Source organism: Corynebacterium macginleyi (assembly GCF_003688935.1).
GTDB lineage: Bacteria > Actinomycetota > Actinomycetes > Mycobacteriales > Mycobacteriaceae > Corynebacterium > Corynebacterium macginleyi.
Genome location: NZ_REGE01000009.1, coordinates 26,826 through 45,023, shown reverse-complemented (window position 1 = coordinate 45,023; position 18,198 = coordinate 26,826). Strand labels below are relative to the sequence as shown.

15 protein-coding genes and 1 pseudogene are annotated in these 18,198 nt (G+C 56.5%); 5 read left to right on the top strand and 11 right to left on the bottom strand.

Features of this window, described 5'->3' with window-relative positions:
* Positions 1-424: 424 nt before the first annotated feature.
* The 4 genes and pseudogenes from D9V82_RS07390 to D9V82_RS07375 all read right to left on the bottom strand — a co-directional run.
* Positions 425-958, bottom strand: a complete 534-nt coding sequence (locus D9V82_RS07390) for a YceI family protein (RefSeq protein WP_121911774.1) — start codon at positions 956-958, stop codon at positions 425-427.
* A 109-nt stretch (positions 959-1,067) separates the two neighbouring features.
* Positions 1,068-4,505, bottom strand: coding sequence for a murein biosynthesis integral membrane protein MurJ (murJ, locus tag D9V82_RS07385; RefSeq protein ID WP_121911773.1), 3,438 nt, complete (start codon positions 4,503-4,505; stop codon positions 1,068-1,070).
* 20 nt (positions 4,506-4,525) lie between these two features.
* On the bottom strand, positions 4,526-6,751 hold the full coding sequence (locus D9V82_RS07380; RefSeq protein ID WP_121911772.1) for a hypothetical protein: 2,226 nt from the start codon (positions 6,749-6,751) through the stop codon (positions 4,526-4,528).
* Positions 6,751-7,350: pseudogene (locus D9V82_RS07375) on the bottom strand (NUDIX hydrolase); the annotation flags it as partial. The gene D9V82_RS07380 and the pseudogene D9V82_RS07375, both read right to left, overlap by 1 nt.
* Before the next feature lie 88 nt (positions 7,351-7,438).
* On the opposite strand from D9V82_RS07375, the gene D9V82_RS07370 reads away from it, so the two are divergent.
* The 4 genes from D9V82_RS07370 to D9V82_RS07355 are packed head-to-tail and all read left to right on the top strand — an operon-like array spanning position 7,439 to position 10,575.
* The gene (locus D9V82_RS07370) at positions 7,439-8,875 is read left to right on the top strand and encodes a CCA tRNA nucleotidyltransferase (RefSeq protein ID WP_121911770.1); all 1,437 of its coding nucleotides are present in this window, start codon (positions 7,439-7,441) and stop codon (positions 8,873-8,875) included.
* Complete coding sequence (locus D9V82_RS07365) at positions 8,875-9,471, top strand: YqgE/AlgH family protein (protein WP_121911769.1); 597 nt, start codon at positions 8,875-8,877, stop codon at positions 9,469-9,471. Before D9V82_RS07370 ends, D9V82_RS07365 begins: the two co-directional genes overlap by 1 nt.
* Before the next feature lie 39 nt (positions 9,472-9,510).
* Entirely contained in the window at positions 9,511-10,236 is a 726-nt protein-coding gene (locus tag D9V82_RS07360) for an AzlC family ABC transporter permease (protein WP_121911768.1), read from the top strand.
* Between the two features lie 6 nt (positions 10,237-10,242).
* Entirely contained in the window at positions 10,243-10,575 is a 333-nt protein-coding gene (locus D9V82_RS07355; protein WP_121911767.1) for a branched-chain amino acid transporter permease, read from the top strand.
* Between the two features lie 7 nt (positions 10,576-10,582).
* Here the strand turns inward: D9V82_RS07355 and D9V82_RS07350 are convergent, their stop codons facing one another.
* From D9V82_RS07350 to D9V82_RS07335, 4 genes are all read right to left on the bottom strand, one after another.
* Positions 10,583-10,894: a hypothetical protein gene (locus D9V82_RS07350; RefSeq protein ID WP_121911813.1), complete on the bottom strand. Its 312-nt coding sequence runs from the start codon at positions 10,892-10,894 to the stop codon at positions 10,583-10,585.
* Positions 10,895-10,900: 6 nt separating this feature from the next.
* Positions 10,901-11,875, bottom strand: coding sequence for a bile acid:sodium symporter family protein (locus D9V82_RS07345; protein WP_121911766.1), 975 nt, complete (start codon positions 11,873-11,875; stop codon positions 10,901-10,903).
* Positions 11,876-12,004: 129 nt separating this feature from the next.
* Positions 12,005-12,370 (bottom strand): Rieske (2Fe-2S) protein, encoded by a 366-nt coding sequence (locus tag D9V82_RS07340; protein ID WP_121911765.1) that lies wholly within the window; start codon positions 12,368-12,370, stop codon positions 12,005-12,007.
* Between the two features lie 360 nt (positions 12,371-12,730).
* The gene (locus D9V82_RS07335; protein ID WP_121911764.1) at positions 12,731-13,207 is read right to left on the bottom strand and encodes an SdpI family protein; all 477 of its coding nucleotides are present in this window, start codon (positions 13,205-13,207) and stop codon (positions 12,731-12,733) included.
* Between the two features lie 206 nt (positions 13,208-13,413).
* On the opposite strand from D9V82_RS07335, the gene D9V82_RS07330 reads away from it, so the two are divergent.
* Positions 13,414-14,625, top strand: a complete 1,212-nt coding sequence (locus D9V82_RS07330; RefSeq protein WP_121911763.1) for a dicarboxylate/amino acid:cation symporter — start codon at positions 13,414-13,416, stop codon at positions 14,623-14,625.
* Positions 14,626-14,720: 95 nt separating this feature from the next.
* Here the strand turns inward: D9V82_RS07330 and trpA are convergent, their stop codons facing one another.
* From trpA to trpCF, 3 genes are read right to left on the bottom strand one after another with little or no spacing between them, the layout of a single operon-like run.
* A complete protein-coding gene (trpA, locus tag D9V82_RS07325) occupies positions 14,721-15,563 on the bottom strand; it encodes a tryptophan synthase subunit alpha (protein ID WP_121911762.1) in 843 nt (280 codons plus the stop codon).
* Between the two features lie 2 nt (positions 15,564-15,565).
* Positions 15,566-16,768, bottom strand: coding sequence for a tryptophan synthase subunit beta (gene trpB, locus D9V82_RS07320; protein ID WP_121911761.1), 1,203 nt, complete (start codon positions 16,766-16,768; stop codon positions 15,566-15,568).
* A 2-nt stretch (positions 16,769-16,770) separates the two neighbouring features.
* On the bottom strand, positions 16,771-18,198 hold the full coding sequence (gene trpCF, locus D9V82_RS07315; RefSeq protein ID WP_121911760.1) for a bifunctional indole-3-glycerol-phosphate synthase TrpC/phosphoribosylanthranilate isomerase TrpF: 1,428 nt from the start codon (positions 18,196-18,198) through the stop codon (positions 16,771-16,773).

Here is an 18,198-nt window from a genome sequence, read left to right as displayed (position 1 = left end):
TGGACAATCAAGATCCGTCTGATTATTTGCGTAGGCGCAGATGCATGCATCGAATCCACCCACCTCAAGGACGTGTACACGATCATTAAGGGCGGATGTGACGTTTGTCAACCTTCAATGGCTACGGTACTGCATCCTAGGAGTGAAGGAAGGGTGAGTTTTTACAGTAGAAGCCTCGGTGGTTGTACATCGGCGCTCTGGTATGGGCGCGGTGCCACGCTAGCGTGGGCGCAATGTATCTCCAGCCAGCATAAGTTGTGTGCAGTTGTTTCGAGCGAGCCGGGAAGCTGCTGGGCTGGGGGTCGAGCCTGTGAGGTATGACCAAAAAACGGCTAAAGCCCGCGGCCGAGTAGGTACCCGGCACGGGCTTTGGTCGTTGGTAACCAGGAGGGTGTAAAAGCTCAAGGTTTTTGAGGAAGTGCGATTACTGCTTGATGGCAGAAATTTCGAGCTCGATCTTGATGTCTTCTGAAACGAGGACGCCGCCGGTCTTGAGCGGAGCATTGAAATCAATGCCGAAGTCCTTGCGATTGATTTTGGTCTGTGCTTCGAAGCCCAAGCGGAAGTTGCCGAATGGGTCTTCTGCGGTAGCGACCTCTTCAACCTTGAGGTCGACGGACTTGGTGGTGCCCTTGATGGTGAGGTCACCAGTGACGGTGCCGTTGCCGTCCTCGTCAACGTTGATGTTGGTGGTGGTGAAGGAAAGTTCTGGATATTCCTCTACGTTAAAGAAATCTTCGTTCTTTACGTGGCCGTCGCGGTCCTCGTTGCCGGTGGAGATAGAAGCAGCCTTAATGGTGGCCTCTGCAGTGGAGTCGGCGATGTTCTCGGAGACGTTGATGGTGCCTTTGAATTCACCGAAGTTGCCGCGCACCTTGGTGACCATGGCGTGCTTGGTAACGAAGCCGATAACGGTGTGCTCTTTGTCGATGGTGTAGCTACCTGCTGCAAGGGACATAGTTGATTCTCCTAACGTCATTGTTGACTTAACATCAACCACGATACCAAGCCGGGCAATTTAGTCAAGCGTTGAAGTAAATTTCTTTCCCAGCCCGGTGGCCGCGGTATTAAGGATGGCCTACAAGCTGAATTTCTCCCAACGTAACCTCTTTCGATTTAGGTAGTTCCGAAAAGATTATGAGCGCGGCATCGAATTGCTGGGGCGTTTCTTTTAGCTCCAGGTTTTCGTCTGCATGCTTGAACTTCCCCTCCGCCAATTTTGGAAGGGAATTTAACTGCGGGTGCTCCGGATCGAAATCACCTTTATTGACGCCGTAAATTTCGTAATGTGCGCCATTCGACCTGGTGTGAGTTACGGTCATGACCGAAAGGTGGGCCGGGTTATGCAGGGTGACTAAGGCGCCGGAACCGGATTCCTTCGTAGACCAGGTGGTGATCGTCTTGCCATCAATAAGCTGCTCGTTATCCTCGCCGTCTGGCACTGTGATGACGGATGATTCCTTGAGGTGTACCGGTGGGGTATCCGGTATCATCGTGGAATCCTGTACGGTTTCAGTAACAGAACCGGACTTTTCTACATCGCTGAGCAGGGACATGACCCACGTCGTCAGCGCTGCCATGCCCACGACAAAGATGGTGGCGAAAATGCCGATGACCACGACGCCGGAGCCGGAGTAACCGCGACCGCCAAAGCCGGGTTCTTGCTGAGGATCCTCTTCCTGCGAGGGTTCATCGTCAACGACCATGGGGAGGGCCTCCGTTTTTTCTTCTTGCTCTTCCGGTGCGAATTCACGCAGGCGCTTGGCGATGCCCGCCGAGGTCAACCCTTCCGCCTTCTGTAGCGCTACCAGTTTTTCTTCGCGCGTTTCAGCATCCGCGGCATTAAAGGCCAGCCGTGCCGTTTCCAGGCGTTCTGCGGCTTCATCGGCGGTGAGATTGGCGTCATCGGAAATATCGCGCAGCTTCTTCGGCGATGGTTCGGTGGATTCGACTAGCAGGTTTAGTGCGGAGCTTAGGGCCTCGCGGTCACTTTCCGCAGACGTACCATCCAGCACCGCGGGGAAGGCAACCTTTACGATGCCGGATACGGATACGCGGAAGCGGTCGCGGTGTTCTACACCGAGGATCAGGCCAGCTTCGTGGGCCGTGGCGGCATCGGCAAAGAGCGGCGCGGTAGCGCGGGCAACGGAATTGGGATCGAGGTTATCTGCCTCTGCCACTTGCTTGAGGGAGGTGCCCTCAAACCAATCAGCCACCACCAGGCAGCCGGTGCGATAGGACAAAATCTCGATATTGTCCGGCATGGTCTCGAGGTGGAGCTCGGCCAAGCGCCGGGTATTGCGGGAGATTTCGGCGGACCGGCGGGCAGAGACCGTGGGCGTCGACGGCGCGATGGGCGCCTGGGTATTAGTATCAACGAACGTCAGCGCCACGAGACGGCCGGTGGATTGTTCGCGGGCCTGCCAGAATCGAGCGCCGGAGACCGCGCCGTGGTCCTGCAGGAGGCGGAAGCGACCGTCCGAGACTGGGGCGCCAGGCACTAAGCGCGGACCGCGGACGATTCCGGCGGACATCGGTGGTGGAACCAAGGTGGCGGTGAAGGAATCCTGTGTGTAGACCGGCTGAATTTCCTGCAGGCCGGGTTGCTCAACCTCGATGGCCTTGGACTTGTCCACCGTGATGAACCGGGACATTCCCGGTATGCGCTGGAGGGCGCGGGCCAGATTTTGGACCTCAGGCAGGGAAGACTTGGACAAGACCAGCCCGGTGATAATCACAAAGACGATGCCTAGTATGACGACTTTGACCAGCGACACGATCGAAGGCAGTTGCGCCGGCAAGACCAGTTTCATGAGCCAGTACAGCGCCCACGACACCGCCAGGCCTATCGCGCCGGCGCCAGAGGACCAAACGACCGTCTGGGTTACGGCCTTGCCACCCAGGCTGCCCAGCTTGCGCTTGAGCAGGAAGCCGCCGATGACCGCACCGGAGACAAAGCCAAAGCCGTTGGCGGTACCGAGAAGCATGACCACCCGGTCCGAGTTGCTGGTCATCAGCGGGGCCAGCAAGGTCAGCACGATCTTGGTCAAGGTAATGCCGGCAATAATAAACGTGGGTGTCCACGCTTCTTCCCTAGCGTAGAAAACGCGCAGGTGCAGCAGCACCAATGCATAAGGGATCAGGGTAAAGGCGGAAAAACTGATGGTTAGACCGAGCTGCTCCGCGCTGTCCGCGCCGTAGGCGCCGTACTGGAATAGCGCGCGGGCGATAGGGACGCCGAAACCAGTCATGAAAATGACGATGGGGATAAGTGCGATGAAGGTCAGCTTGGTACCTAAGGTGAGGTCGCGTACCACGGCATCGACATCGCCATCGGCGGCATTGCGCGAAAGCCGCGGCATGATGGCGGTCAACAAGGTCACGCCGATAACGCCATACGGTACCTGTAGCATCAGCCACGCGTTCTGGTAAACCAGCGGTGCGCCTGCATCGGCATATGCCGCCACGCGAGAGGTGACCACGTAACCTAGCTGAGAGATGGCTACATAGGTGATAATCGCTAGCGCCATGCCGCCGAATTGCTTGATGCGGGCATCTAGGCCCCACTTCGGGCGCAGGTTGATGCCGACCTTCTTCAGGTACGGCACCAGGATTAAGCACTGCACAATCACCGCAGTGGTGGTGCCCAGACCCAACAACATGATGTGTGGATCCGCCACCGGCGTAGGATCGTGTGGGTCGAGGCGGCCTGGCAAAAAGCGATATGCCAATAGGACGCTGATGGAAATGATGTTATTGATCACCGGCGCCCAGGCACCAGGGCCGAAGATATTCTTGGTATTCAATACCGCCTGGAAAAGGGCGAAAAGGCCGTAGAACAGGATCTGCGGTAAGAGCAAGAAGGCCAACGATGTTGCCTGTACGGCATTGGCCTTGGAATCTTCAGGCAGCATCATCCTCGTCAAGAATGGTGCGAAGATTACGGAGAGGATTGTGACAATGCCCAGGATGGAAAACGCCAGGGTAAAAAGTCGGCGGACGAAGGTTTCGCCGCGGTCCGAGTCTTCCTTTTCTGCGCGGACCAAAACCGGAACCACCAATGAGGTCAGTACCGCACCCAGCACGATTTCGGTGACCAGGTTGGGGATCTGGTTGGCGCTACTGAAGGCCGTACCCACCGTGGCACCAAGGGTGGCGCCAATGAGCATCTGCCGCAGGAAGCCGGTGATGCGCGAGAGCAGCGTGGCGATGGCCATCGTCCCCGTCGCGCGGATGACATCCTGATTAGATGCCTCTACCCCCGCATTGCGGCCAGTCAGCGCAGACTTGTCTTCCTCAGGGGGCACAGTAGCGTTTTGCGCTGAGGACGTGGGCCGCTTTTCTGGTACCGGTGCGGGTGGAGAAGCGCGTACGATGCGGCCGCGTGCGCCGGCGGTAACCGATACACGGCTCTTTTCCGCATTGAGGGCGGTGTCCGTGGGGTCTACTGCGCCTGCAGGGGCCTTCTCCGCGGGGTGGGCCTGGTGGCCATCTTTTTCGGTCATAGGGGATACAACTTCAACTTTTATTTTTCAGCCTTGTGATTTTTGCGTCGGTGACGGCCAAGCCGAAAGAGCGTAGCCAAAACCAGCGCGAGAGCGCCGGCTATGCCGGCTGCGTATAAGGTTACGATACCGGCACGTGTCTGCACCGAGATAGTGATGGGCTGCGAAATGGTCTGATTTTCAGGAGTGGCCAGCCACAGCCCGATATCCGTGCGATCCGCGTCCTTTGGCATATCAGCGGTCATGGATAAAGTAATAGAACCTTTAGCGGGAATTCGGACGCTTTTGGGCGTGTTGAGTCGCGTGTCATCGGGGGCGTCGTATTGCAGCTTCGCCTCGACCGGCAATGGCAGTCCATTTTGGGCGACGAAGAGCAGGGGTGATGACTCAGACACGCGGGTATAAACGTTGCCTGGTGGGATGAGGGAGACGGAATCGCGCAGATCTCGCAGCGTATTGGAGTGCATCTCCATGGTGCGGGAAAAGGACTGGCGCGCTGCAGCGTGGGTGCCCAGGCTATCGCGATTATTTAATGATAAGGAATTGAGCAGATCGCGGCGCAGCGGCAGCACGAATTCAGAGCGCGTCAAGGTGATATCAGGGTCATCGACGACGATATTCATTAGTTCATCGGTATAACGCGCCTGTTGCTCAACGCGTGCCATTTCGGGTTCTGAGAACACTGCCGGATCAACAAAGGGACTGCCGGTGGGGGCGTTGGGGTTGCCCTGCTGTAATTCCACCGCACTGATCGCACGGGGCCGGGAGTGGCCGGACGCGAGGAGGTTGTGCGCGGCGGTGAGTGCACGCTCGGCCGCGCTTGGGTCGAGGTAGTTGGGAAGCTTGGCCACGGTATCTTGCCCGCCCGCGAGGCTGAGAGCCGCCGCGCCTGTGATGGCGCGGGACAGAGCAGAATCTTTGGTGTAGTCATAGCGCAGCTCCGGATTGGAATAGCCAACCGTTTGTGGCTTGGAACCGGTTTGGGATAGCAGGGCGCCAAGTGAGGCATCGAAAGTCGCGGCCTCCCCGGACCAGTTTGAATTATCCGCAACCAGGGATGGAACCGGTAATTTTTGGTCAATATAGCCGGAACCTACCGCCAAAATATTGCTGGCCGGCGCCTTGCCCAGGATGCGCTCGATGGTCTGGTTGCCGCGCTCCAAACCTTCAAAGAGAAGGGCGGGATTATTGGCTCTTGCTACTGCAGAGGCATTTGCATTGGCCCAAGGCATGGCGATGAAACAATCTAATTGGCGCAGGCGCTCCAGCCACCGCTCGGCGTCATTTTTTGCGGCACCTGGCTCGCCCTTGTCATTATCACTGCTGCGCGACCAAGAATCGCGCAGGCGTTTGGGGCGATCGCCTTGCGCGGGACGAGTAGAATTGACCGTATAGCCTTGTGACATGCGGTCGACGGTATCGAGTAACGCGGGGTCGATGGCCACGCAGCCCGCCCCCTGCAAGTCATGCTCCTCGTAGGTAGAAACCAACCTATCGAGCCGGCCGCCTTGGTGCAGCTCGTGCCCTAAATCATCGGAGGATAAGATGAGCTCTTCTCCGCCAAGTCCGCCGGGCACGATGTTGAGGTCTGCGCTAATGGGATAGACCACCGTGAGATCGGGCGGTTGGGAATCTTCGGGTTCGCCGTTTTCTTGTGCCGGTGCCGTGGCCGCATCGGCAGCTGTGGCGTCCGTAGAGCCCTGGTCAGAGAAGTGGGCTATAAAGCGTTCTTCAGCTAGGCTCACCGGATCACCCTCGAGAGTGCCGGTCAAGGTAAATAGCAGCGGATAGGCACCCGGTTCACTAATTGCTAAGGTGCGTTCGGCATTTAAATCACTGGGTACGGTGAAACTTATCTCCCGGGTTTCACCTGGTTGCAGTGGTGCTGTGGTCATAGCCGGGCCATAATAAGGAAAATCACCGGTGGCCATTTCCGTCCGGGCTTCTGCCGCATTAGCCACGCTGTCGCTGCGGCGGCTAGTTACCTGCAGATCTTCCAAGGGCTGATCGGTGGGGTTATGCACGCGGAAGCGCAGCCGCAGGTCTGTGCCTACGGTAAAGGGCGGGGCCTCGATAAGATCAAGATCAGCGCGCTCTGGGCCGCGCGCACCCAGCCAGGCTTGGATATCCGTTAGCCCATCCGGGACAGAGTCCATTTCGGCCGCCGCGTTCGGTAGGAATACTCCCCAAGCGGCGAGTACCGCGCAACCGCCAGCTGCGGCGAATGATTTGAGGCGCTGGTGCATTAGCGTGGGGTCGCTTTCCCTGCGGCGGCTTCCTTTCGTGCAAGATCAGGGAGGAGATCGTGCGCGATGCGTGCGAGCTTGCGTTCATCCGCGTACGCTAAGTGCTCGATGAGTTGAGAAACGGGAATCCAAGAAACCTCGGTCACCTCTGGATCTTCATCGTTCATGATGCCGTCCACATAGCGCAGCAGGTGGTGGTGCACCGTCTTGTGAATGCGGATGCCATCAGAGACGAACCAATAATCGATCACGCCGAGGTCAGCAAAGACCTCGCCGAAAATGCCGGTTTCTTCCCATACCTCGCGCTCTGCAGTGACCCCTTTGGCCTCGCCATTTTCCACGTGGCCTTTGGGCATGGACCACAATAGACGGCCGCGGCGATCTAAGCGCCCAATCAACGCCACGTAGACGCGGGACAGGTCTACCTTTCCGTTGCCGTCGACGCACTCGGCTAGCCCGGAGATTACGAGACCGCCCGCAGATGTCTCATCGCGGGTCTCCATGATGGTGGAGGTGCCGTGGTTATTGCCACCGCGTTGCTGCCTACGCTGCTGGTTATTGCGGCGCGTGCGGTTATCCGGCCGCCGCCGACGCCGCCGCCGGTTACGGCCGCCTCCTTTGGAAGGGCCTTGCGCGGAGCCTTGTTCTTGGTTAGTCATCCCTGCCAATCGTAGTAGACTCTCACCCGTGAATTTTCAGGACACTCAGTTGATTGGCGTTCTCGCGCGCGCGGAGGCTTCCGTGAACTCGCTTAGTGGCTTATTGAGCGGGCTGGTAGAGAAATTTAGCGAGCGCGGACATGCCCTCTACCTCGTGGGCGGCTCGGTGCGTGATGCCCTTCTCGGCCGCTTGGGAAATGACCTGGACTTTACCACCCCAGCGCGCCCGGAGGTGGTTAAGGAAATCATGGATGAGTGGGCCGAAACGGTATGGGATACCGGTATCGCCTATGGCACTGTATCCGCTGTGTACAAGGGCCAACAGATAGAAATAACCACCTTCCGCTCCGATTCCTATGATGGACAGTCGCGCAACCCCGAGGTCCTCTACGGCGACAGCCTGGAAGGCGATTTGGTGCGGCGCGATTTCAAGGTCAATGCCATGGCTATTGAGCTGCTTGCCGATGCCACCTTTAAGTTCCACGATCCCCTCGGCGGCCTTCACGAGGTGGCCAACAAGGTGCTCGACACCCCGGATAAACCAGAAATTTCCTTCCATGATGACCCGCTGCGGATGTTGCGCGCCGCACGCTTCGTGTCCCAATTAGAGTTTCACGTGGCAGACCGCGTGGTAGCGGCCATGCGCGATATGGCGGCAGAGATTCAGCGCATCACGGTGGAGCGCGTCCAGGTGGAGCTGGATAAGCTCATATGCGGTAAAGCGCCGTGGGATGGCATCGACCTGCTGGTGAATACCGGAATTGCGGACTATATCTTCCCGGAGATCCCCGCCCTGCGGATGACCAGGGATGAGCATGCCCAGCATAAGGACGTGTACGCGCACTCACTGAAGGTGCTACGCCAAGCAATGGATCAAGAAGAAGACGGCCCGGACCTGGTATTGCGGTGGGCGGCGCTGTTGCACGACATCGGCAAGCCCGATACCTTCGATAACACTGACGGTAAAGTCTCTTTCCACCACCACGAGGTAGTGGGAGCCAAGCTGACGCGCAGGCGGCTGCGGAAATTGAAATATCCCAAGGCCACGACGGAGGATATTGGCCAGTTGGTGTATCTGCACATGCGCTTCCATGGATTCGGGGAGAATCAATGGACCGATTCGGCCGTGCGGCGCTACGTCAATGATGCGGGTGAACTTCTTCCCCGACTGCACAAACTGGTGCGCGCCGATTGCACTACCCGCAATGCGAAGAAGGCGCGCCGCTTGCAGCGCACCTACGACCAATTGGAAGAGCGAATTGCGGAAATCGGCCGCAAGGAAGACCTTGCGCGGGTGCGCCCAGATCTAGATGGCAACGAGATCATGGAGATCCTGGGTCTCTCCCCTGGGCCCGAAGTTGGCCAGGCGTGGTCCTACTTGAAAGACATGCGCTTGGAATTTGGTCCCCTCGAGCGGGATGAAGCTATTGCGAAGTTGCGCCAGTGGTGGGAGTCTAAACAGTAATGTTTGCCGATAGATTATTTAATGCCCTCGAGCGCAACGATCCCGCCCCCGGGCAGTTGCTCGTGTCCGCACCAGGGATGCTGTCGCCGGAATTCGCCCGTTCCGTCATCTTGTTGGTGGAGCACAATGACATGATGACCTTCGGCGTGGACCTTACCAAGCGCTCAGAAGTGGCCATTTTTAACGTGCTTCCAGAATGGATGCCTGTCATTGCCAAACCGCAGGCACTGTATATCGGTGGTCCGCTCAACCAGCAATCCGTCGTGGGTTTGGCGCAGGTCAAGCAAGGAGTCGACCCGGATAAAGAAGATCAGCTCAGTCGCCTTGCACCGCGCCTAGCGCACGTGGATTTGCGCTCTAATCCGGAAGATATCGAGCCACTGGTCACCGGCATGCGCATGTTTGCCGGTTACGCCGAGTGGGGTCCCGGGCAGTTGGAGGAAGAAATCGAGGCCGGTGAATGGTTCGTGGCACCCGCCCTAGCGCAGGATGTGGTGGCGCCAGGCGCGGCTGATTTATGGGCCGATGTCATGAAACGTCAGCCTATGCCCCTTCCTCTGTATTCCACCTATCCCGTGAATGTGGATGATAATTAATTCCTAGGCGCTGGTAAGTGATCGGTTACACTGACCCGTATGCGCGAGGAAATCCACAAGGGCATTAAGGACACGTGGGCGGCGGCTCTCGGGCTAATTCCATTGGGCTTGGCTTTTGGTCTCCTGATGGTCCAAGCCGGGTTTAGCTGGTGGTGGACGCCCATATTTTCCATCATCATCTACGCCGGCTCTATGGAGTTTCTCGCCATTTCCATGGTTACTGGCGGTGTATCCGTGTTCTCCTCCCTTCTTACCGGTTTCATGGTGAATTTCCGCCATATCTTCTATGGGCTGACTTTTCCACGCACGCGGATTATTTCCCCCGTGGGCAAGGCCTATTCCACCTATGCCCTCACGGACGAAAGTTACGCAATCGTCTCGGCGCTGCCGACCGAGGAACGGTTAAGTGGCCCGCGTATTCTCAGCATACAAATCTTTTGCCAAATACTTTGGGTGGGTTGCGGATTCGTTGGTGCGCTTACCGGCCTGGTAATCCCCTCCTCCGTCGAGGGAATGGAATTTGCTCTTGTTGCGCTCTTCGTCGTGCTGGCGATGGATTCCTTTCGCAACAATCAGGATCTGTCCCTCCCGCTATCGGCCGCAGCCTTGGGCATTCTCGCTGCGTTCATAACCCCCGGGCAGCTGCTGATGGTTTCCTTGAGCGCTTATTTCTTATTGCTTATTATTCGCTACCTATTGCCTCGCGTGGATGATTTGCTCTCCTGGCGGCTTGATCCCCTTTCCTCTACGACCGTGAAAGATTAGAAATAAATGCCGGCCGGAGTCAGTTTAGGCGCGATTGCTGCTGTGCTTATCCCCGTAGGCATCGTGACCGTGTTGTTGCGGGAGCTTCCTTTCTCTGCGCAGAAGTGGATGAAAGATAGCGAGTTCTTTTCGCTGCTGGGTTTGATGATGCCCGTTGGTGTCATGACCATCCTGGTGGTTTATGCCGTTGCCGGACAGGCGGACGGCACAGGTGGTTTATGGCCGGTGTTACTGGGCGTGTTGGTCACCGCAGGGCTGCACTGGTGGAAACGGCATTTCGGCGTGTCCGTCCTCGGTGGTACCGCGTTCTACATGCTGTTGGTGAATGTAGTGCTTTAGACCGCTCTTAGCTAAAGCCAAACTTGGTAGTGGCTTCCGTCCACAGCGCCTCAAACTTTTCTTGGTTCATGTAGCTGGCACTGATATCAGGGTACTGACCGTAGGTATCGGGGTGTGGAACTACTTCTTGCGGCTTATCCACGTTTCCCGTGTAACTACTCGGGGTCGCTATCCCGACGATCGAGGCTGTAGCATCTAGAGCGATCAAACGGTGCATGCGGCAGCGCTGAGTATCCTGTTCTTCTAATTCTGCGAGGTGGATTGCTGATCCCACTCCAGGGACACTGAGTTCGGTGCGCACATATAGGTAATTAGCCATGGGCACCTAGTGTAGTTGTTCCTCGTCCTGGTGCGCGTACCGGGAGGCTAGCAGAGAACAAATCATTAGCTGCACTTGGTGGTAAATCATTAACGGGAGAATCAACAGTCCGAGCGACGTAGAGCCTGAGGCAAAGATGACTGAGGCCATGGGAAGGCCGGTAGTCAGGGATTTTTTAGATCCGCAAAATTGGATTGCGATGATATCGCCGCGAGAGAATCTTAGCTTCCCGGAGATAAACCGCGTCAGCCACAACATAAAGATGACGAATAGTGCAGCAAAAAAGACGAGGAAGATGATCTCCCAGACAGAAATGAAGGACCAGATTCCATCAACCACGCCCTTGGAAAAGGCGGAATAAACCACCATGGCAATGGAGCCGCGGTCAACCATTTTCGTATACTTGCTTTTGGCGAGTCCGGCTACCCAACGCCGGGTTATTTGGCCCACCACGAATGGCGCCACAAGCAAGAGAGAAATCTCCCCAAAGACCGAGGTATCGATGTGTAGGCCGGAACCGGTACCCATGAGTAACATCACCAGAATGGGCGTGATGAAGACGCCGACCAAGTTCGAGGTGGAGGCGGAGACGATTGCTCCGAATACATTCCCCTTCGCAATGGAGGTAAACGCCACCGACGACTGCACCGTGGATGGAACCAGCGTCAAGAATAGGATCCCCATGTACATATCGGCCGCAATGAAGCCCGTTAGTGGTCGGAGGGCTAGGCCGATGAGGGGATAAATGGCAAAGGTGAACGCGAGAATGATCACGTGGAGCCGCCAATGCTTAAGTCCACTCACGGCCTCTTGGGTGGATAATCGCGCACCGTAGAGAAAGAACAACAGCGCGATCGCCGCATTTGTCAGATTTCCAAAGACATCGGCGAAGGTGCCACGGGCCGGGGCAATGATGGCGATTGCCACGGCCGTAAGAATGAGGACGATGAGCGGGTCCGGGCTTTTGAGTCTGTGCAGCATGACCCAAAGTGTAAACCGTCTTGCTTGTTTCCCCGGAAAGTGGGGTGGATAAATTTCTTCCCTATGTACCCTGCAAGGACCTGGTTTCACGTGAAACTATGCGGGGGGAGGGTGGTGTTCCGGCGTGGTTTAGCCGGTAGTGACCGTCGATCCGTCCTGGGTTACCTCGTACTCTTTGAGTGGGTCTCGGCCGGGGCCTTCGATGACTGAGCCGTCCTGCAGGTTATAAGACGTACGATGCGCAGGGCAAGTCGCAATCATCCCTTCGATTTCCGTGATGAGGTTTTGTTGGTGTGGGCAAGTTTGGGAGTACGCCTTAAACTCCCCCTCTTTCGGTTGTGTGAAAATAACCCCATCAACGATTACGCCGGAGCCTATGGGAACGTCTGTTGCCGCGATTTCGGCGGCTGGTTTTGAGCCGCAGGCGGCGAGATACGCTCCCGCGAAAGTCGTAGCAGATCCGAGCAAGAACAAGCGGCGCGAGCAGATAGTCATAATCCCTACTGTATCCTGAATGGCTCGAGATCGGGAGGATATTGCTGTATTGGACGGTGAACCCTGCGTGGACGCCGTAAAAGTTGAATTGCTAGGCTCAGGTTTCACGTGAAACATGCAATGAGGAAAGGTTTCCTTTTCGGGTGGAGTAAGAAGATGCTAGATAATACTTACTTTAGATGAGTGCAATGAAGCCTGCCGCCATAATTTAGTTGTGATGAAAAGGTGGGCATATCTCGGGGCTAGACCTATAAAGTCACTGTGCCAAAAAACTCCCGTACCCATCCCCCGCGTGTGCCAATTTCCATAGAAGGTTCGCACGGGGAAAGGGAGGGAGAAGAGAGCTAGAAAATCACTTATTTAATTATCCGAGTGCCGGGCGGCCTGACGGAGGGCACCCAGATCTACCTCGTGTTGGATGCTGGAATCGGGGTCGACCTCTTCCTCACCGCGAACGCCTGACCCACAATTGCAGCTATCGCCACAACCATCTTCTCCGGCACGCGCTTGCTCATAAAGGAATGCCGCGCGCGAGGCAAGGTTTGAACCGATGGAAAGTGCGAGGACGGAAATCACAAATGTGGTGACCGGGATCAACCACATCCAGCCTTCCGCGCGAAATGCTACGACGCCTCCGAAAAGTAGGGCGACCCCGCTTAGGGCCCAAAAAGGACCTGCAACGGCATGGGCATTATTCCAGGCTTCGCGTGACTTCCGGATTTCTTGTAAACGCAAGCCAATGTATTTATTGCCAGGCAACCGCTTGGTGGCGGCGAGGGCGCCTACGGCGACAAGGAAAACGGCAAAGATTAAAAATATAATTCCCACTGCGACCATGTCCACAGTCTAATCCCGCGGCGTGCGATTGGAAATTAAGTTACAGGGCTGGTGTCTTATATATCAATTGTCTCGGGTAATATTCATTTTAGATCGATCGATAGGTATTCGCTCGATTTTGGACCTGCACCGCGTTGTCTCTCCTTCCGTTGGACCGTACCCACGTAAGTTCTCGGAGGTGGAACACCTAACCTGATTGTGATTGCATGAATCTCAAGAAAATAGCGGACTCTCTCCTATTCCGCATAGTTATTGCCATTGTGCTCGGCATAGTTGTCAGCCTCTTTGCCCCGGAATGGTTCGGTCGAGCCTTTGCCACCTTTAACGGGTTATTCGGTAACTTCCTCAATTTCTTCATTCCCGTTTTAATTTTTGCGCTGGTTGCCCCTGCTATCGCCGGACTTGGTAAGGGCGCAGGGAAATGGTTGGGATTTACCGCAGGCGTCGCCTATGGCTCCACCGTTCTTGCGGGTTTGATCGCCTACGGTTTGGCAAAGTGGCTCTATCCCTGGATGTTGGCGGGCCAAACCTTAGTGACCAACGTCTCCGACGTGGATGAAGGCTCCCTCTCCCCTTATTTCGAAGTGAAGATGGCACCACCGTTCGAGGTTATGACGGCACTGTTGCTATCGTTCTGCATTGGTGTCGCCATGACGATGGTCAAGTCCGATACGCTCTACACCGTCACTAAGGAATTGGAAAATGTGGTTGTTAAGGTCATATGGGGATTCGTTATCCCTATCTTGCCCTTCTACATCTTCGGTATGTTCCTCGGCTTGGGCATGAATGGCAATATTGGCGATGTCCTCTCCGCTTTTGCAAAGGTCTTGATACTGGCAGTGGTCATGACCCTGGTGTACCTCGTGCTTCAGTATGTGGTCGCCGGGGCAATCACAGGAAAGAATCCTTTTAAGGCGCTGCGGAATATGCTTCCGGCATATTTCACGGCATTGGGTACCTCCTCCTCTGCGGCAACCATTCCGGTGTCCTTGGAGTCCAGTTTGCGCAATGGGATTTCGAAACCGGTGGCGAGCTTCGTGATACCGCTATGCGCGACTATTCACCTGTCGGGCTCTATGATGAAGCTGACTCTTTACGCCTTCGCCATCATCTTTATGGCGAACATGGATATTAGTACAGGCACCGGCCTCGGCTTTGTCTTCTTGTTGGGGATCATGATGATCGCCGCTCCGGGCGTGCCGGGTGGCGCCGTTATGGTGGCAGTTGGTCTGTTGGCCGATATGATGGGCTTCGATGACGGAATGGTTGCTCTGATGATCGCCGCTTATATCGCGATTGACTCCGTCGGTACTGCAGCAAACGTTACCGGCGATGGTGCTATTGCGATGGTTGTCGATAAGTTTGCCCGCGACAAGGTCGATACGCTCAATGAAGAAGAAGTAGGCACTGCGGCCTAGTTCCCCGTGAAATATGTGAGCCCCCTGCATCATCCCATAAGATTCATGGGAGGATGCGAGGGGGCTCTTTCGCGTGGTGCTGCGGAAGGAAGGCCCTATTTTTTGGTCGCTTCTTTCATCGTGGAGATGAATTCAGTCAGTTCCGCATGCAAGGCCTCCACATTATCGATCTTCCCAGCGCAGCTTGTTTCACGTGAAACATGCCGGTCGATGATTGTGGTGATTGCGGACCCTGTAATGGCGCCTGCAGCGTTAGCGGCGATGGCATCTGCGACGTGCTGCGGCGAAGAAATTCCGAAACCTACCAACACCGGTGGACCATCAAAGCGCCGAATGCTGGTGACTACCTCCTTGAGTCCGGTGGTTTCGGATTCCTTCTCGGTCCCCGTCACACCGTCGCGAGAAATCGCGTAGACATATCCCTGCGAGTGCTTGGCGACGCCGGCAAGAGTTCGCTCTGCGGCCCGCGCGGGCGCGATGAAGATAGGGTCGATGCCGGCCTCTTTTGCCGCGGCGACGAAGGGGGCACCTTCGCGCACCGGGACATCGGGAAGCAAAATGCTATCGGCGCCGGCATCTGCGAACTCCGCATAAAATCGCTGCAACCCGCGGGCGAAGGCAACATTGCCATAGATCAACATACCAATGGGTAAATTCGGGAATTCGGCGCGAATCCTCCGCACCTGATCCACGGCACTATCCAGAGTCGTTCCGCCATCGAGGGCGCGGATGTGTGAAGTCTGGATGGTGGGACCATCCGCCACTGGGTCCGAGAAGGGTACGCCCAGTTCGAGGGCATCTGCCCCGGCGGCAACGGCAGTGCGGATGATATTCAGACTGGCCGCAGGTGTCGGATCGCCCAACATGAAAAATGGGACGAACGCGCCCTCGTTCTTCTCATTCAACCTGGCAAAAAGTTTATCGTAACGGCTGCCCATGATTAGTTCTCCTTCAGGTGCAGTTCGGGTTGAGATTCTAGGGTGTGGCGGACATGGTCGATGTCCTTATCCCCGCGGCCGGACAGGGAGACAAGGATGGTGATGTCTTCGTCCTTGCGTTTCAGGGCATAAGCCAGTGCGTGGGAGGACTCGAGAGCGGGGATGATGCCTTCTTTCTTAGACAAAAGTTGGAATGCCTCTAAGGCTTCGGCGTCCGTGATTCCCACGTAAGTGGCGCGACCAGTCGCGTGAAGGTGTGCATGTTGTGGCCCCACGCCGGGGTAATCTAAGCCGGCGGAGATGGAATAGGACTCTTCTACCTGACCTTCAGAATTTCGCATGAGGTAACTGCGTGCACCATGGAGGATGCCCACGGTGCCGTTATTGATGGTCGCGCCATGTTCCCCAGAATCTAGGCCTGCTCCGCCTGGCTCAGCACCCACCAATTCCACCGTATCTTCGTCGATGAAATCTGCGAACATGCCAATGGCGTTAGAGCCGCCGCCCACGCAGGCAACGACGAGATCGGGCAGGGCGCCCGTCTTCTCGATCAACTGCGCCTTGGCCTCCGTAGAAATGACACGATGGAATTCCCGCACGATGGTGGGAAAAGGGTGTGGTCCAGCCGCGGTCCCGAGCAGGTAGTGTGATTCATGGAACGTAGCGGTCCAATCGCGCAGTGCCTCATTAACGGCATCTTTCAACGTTCCGGATCCGGTCTCAACCGCGATGACCTTTGCGCCCATCAACTCCATGCGGAAGACATTGGGTTGCTGGCGCTGGACATCCTTGGCTCCCATGTAGACTACGCAATCCAGGTCGAGCAGTGCACATGCCAATGCCGTAGCCGTGCCGTGCTGGCCGGCGCCGGTCTCGGCGATAATTCTTGTCTTGCCCATTCGTTTGGCCAAAAGGGCTTGGCCGAGCACCTGATTGGTTTTATGTGCTCCGCCGTGGACGAGGTCTTCGCGCTTTAAGAAAATCCGCGCCTTTCCGCCGAGCTTCTTTACCTCGGTAACGGGAGTCGGGCGTCCCAGATAATCGCGCAGCAGCGAGGCAAGTTCTTCGTGGAACGTGGGATCATTCTGCGCATCCACAAACGCCTGCTCCAATTGGTCCAATGCGGGGATGAGGGATTCCGGAACGTATTGACCGCCGAATTCCCCGAAGTATGCGGGAAGAAGTGTTTCACGTGATTCGGGCATGGTTAATCTTTCTTGTGAGGTAGGTGGAATAAGTGGATGGTGCGGAACGCTTGCGAAATAAGGGCGGGATCCTTGTGCCCGGGGCGCGTCTCTAATCCAGAGTTTAGGTCGAGCCCTCCGGTTCCTACGCGGAGCGCGCTGTTAAGGTTCTTGAGGTCGAGGCCGCCGGCCAAGAGGCTGTGGGCTTTGATGTCTTCCGGGATGGCAGTCCAGTCGAAGCTGCGGCCGGTACCTCCCCTACCCGAGTCGAGCACGAGGCGGTCCGCGTGGGTGGCAAGTTGTGGCGCCATCTCTCCCCACTGGGGATCGTGCATGTCGATTGCACGCCAGACCAATTTAGCGTCGGTGTCCGCGAGGGCGGTACGTGCGCTTTCGATCAGTGCTAACTCTGCATCTACACTGCTTTGGAATGGTGCGTGCAATTGGATTCCGGACAGCCCACGGATCGTTGCTATCTTCCGTAATTCCGCGGGGTCGTCGGCGCGGCTTACGGCTACATAGTCCAATCCGGGTTCGGCGGCGATGATTTTCTCCGCGGTTTCACGTGAAACATTGCGCGGAGAATCAGGAACAAATATGAGCCCTCCATAGATGGCACCGGCGGCACGTGCGGCCTGGGCGGTGGAGGCGGCGGTGAGCCCGCACACCTTATTCGTACCGAAGAGGAGTTCGCGGGCGGCACGGTCGATGTCCTCGTGGGAGGTGAGATGAGAGCCGACGAGGAATGCATTGGCGTGGGCACCCAGGCGCCGGATGGTGTTGTTATCGCGGATGCCAGATTCCGAGACAACGACCTTATCGTCCGGCACGTACCCGGCCAGTCTTTCGGTACGTGAAAGGTCGATGCTTAAGTCATGGAGATTGCGGTTATTAATACCGATAATCTCTACCCCGAAGGACAGCGCCCGCTCCACTTCCTCCTTAGTAATAGCTTCAGTCAAAACATCGAGTCCCAATCCATCCGCGACGGACTTCAACTGGCAAAAGGTGTCATCATCCACGATGGACATCATGAGCAATATTGCATCCGCACCATAGTAACGCGCGGCATAGACTTGAATCGGATCAATAATGAAATCTTTGCACAAAACCGGCAGGTGCGTGGATTGCGCTACGGTCTGCAGGTGATCGTAATCCCCGCCGAACCACTCTGGTTCGCACAGCACGGAAATGGCATCCGCATAGCGTGAATAGACGCGCGCTATATCGCCTGGGTGGTAATCCTTGCGAATCATCCCGAGCGAAGGCGACGCGGATTTACACTCCATGATGAGCCGATTGGTGCCATTGAGCGCAGCGAATAGCGAACGCCGAGACGGCTGAAGCTTTTCTACATCTACGTGCGTGATGCGCTCGCGTATGCCGGGTAGGTGTGTACGGCGTCTAGCGACAATCCCCTCGAGCACCGTCGGCAGGTTCTTTTCTGTCAT

Coding starts and splice junctions, on each gene's coding strand:
- D9V82_RS07350 (WP_121911813.1), bottom strand. CDS start 10,894: ATGGCTAATTACCTATATGTGCGCACCGAACTCAGTGTCCCTGGAGTG.
- D9V82_RS07390 (WP_121911774.1), bottom strand. CDS start 958: ATGTCCCTTGCAGCAGGTAGCTACACCATCGACAAAGAGCACACCGTT.
- D9V82_RS07365 (WP_121911769.1), top strand. CDS start 8,875: ATGTTTGCCGATAGATTATTTAATGCCCTCGAGCGCAACGATCCCGCC.
- trpA (WP_121911762.1), bottom strand. CDS start 15,563: ATGGGCAGCCGTTACGATAAACTTTTTGCCAGGTTGAATGAGAAGAAC.
- D9V82_RS07340 (WP_121911765.1), bottom strand. CDS start 12,370: ATGACTATCTGCTCGCGCCGCTTGTTCTTGCTCGGATCTGCTACGACT.
- D9V82_RS07335 (WP_121911764.1), bottom strand. CDS start 13,207: ATGGTCGCAGTGGGAATTATATTTTTAATCTTTGCCGTTTTCCTTGTC.
- D9V82_RS07330 (WP_121911763.1), top strand. CDS start 13,414: ATGAATCTCAAGAAAATAGCGGACTCTCTCCTATTCCGCATAGTTATT.
- D9V82_RS07360 (WP_121911768.1), top strand. CDS start 9,511: ATGCGCGAGGAAATCCACAAGGGCATTAAGGACACGTGGGCGGCGGCT.
- D9V82_RS07355 (WP_121911767.1), top strand. CDS start 10,243: ATGCCGGCCGGAGTCAGTTTAGGCGCGATTGCTGCTGTGCTTATCCCC.
- D9V82_RS07380 (WP_121911772.1), bottom strand. CDS start 6,751: ATGCACCAGCGCCTCAAATCATTCGCCGCAGCTGGCGGTTGCGCGGTA.
- murJ (WP_121911773.1), bottom strand. CDS start 4,505: ATGACCGAAAAAGATGGCCACCAGGCCCACCCCGCGGAGAAGGCCCCT.
- trpB (WP_121911761.1), bottom strand. CDS start 16,768: ATGCCCGAATCACGTGAAACACTTCTTCCCGCATACTTCGGGGAATTC.
- D9V82_RS07345 (WP_121911766.1), bottom strand. CDS start 11,875: ATGCTGCACAGACTCAAAAGCCCGGACCCGCTCATCGTCCTCATTCTT.
- trpCF (WP_121911760.1), bottom strand. CDS start 18,198: ATGACAGAAAAGAACCTGCCGACGGTGCTCGAGGGGATTGTCGCTAGA.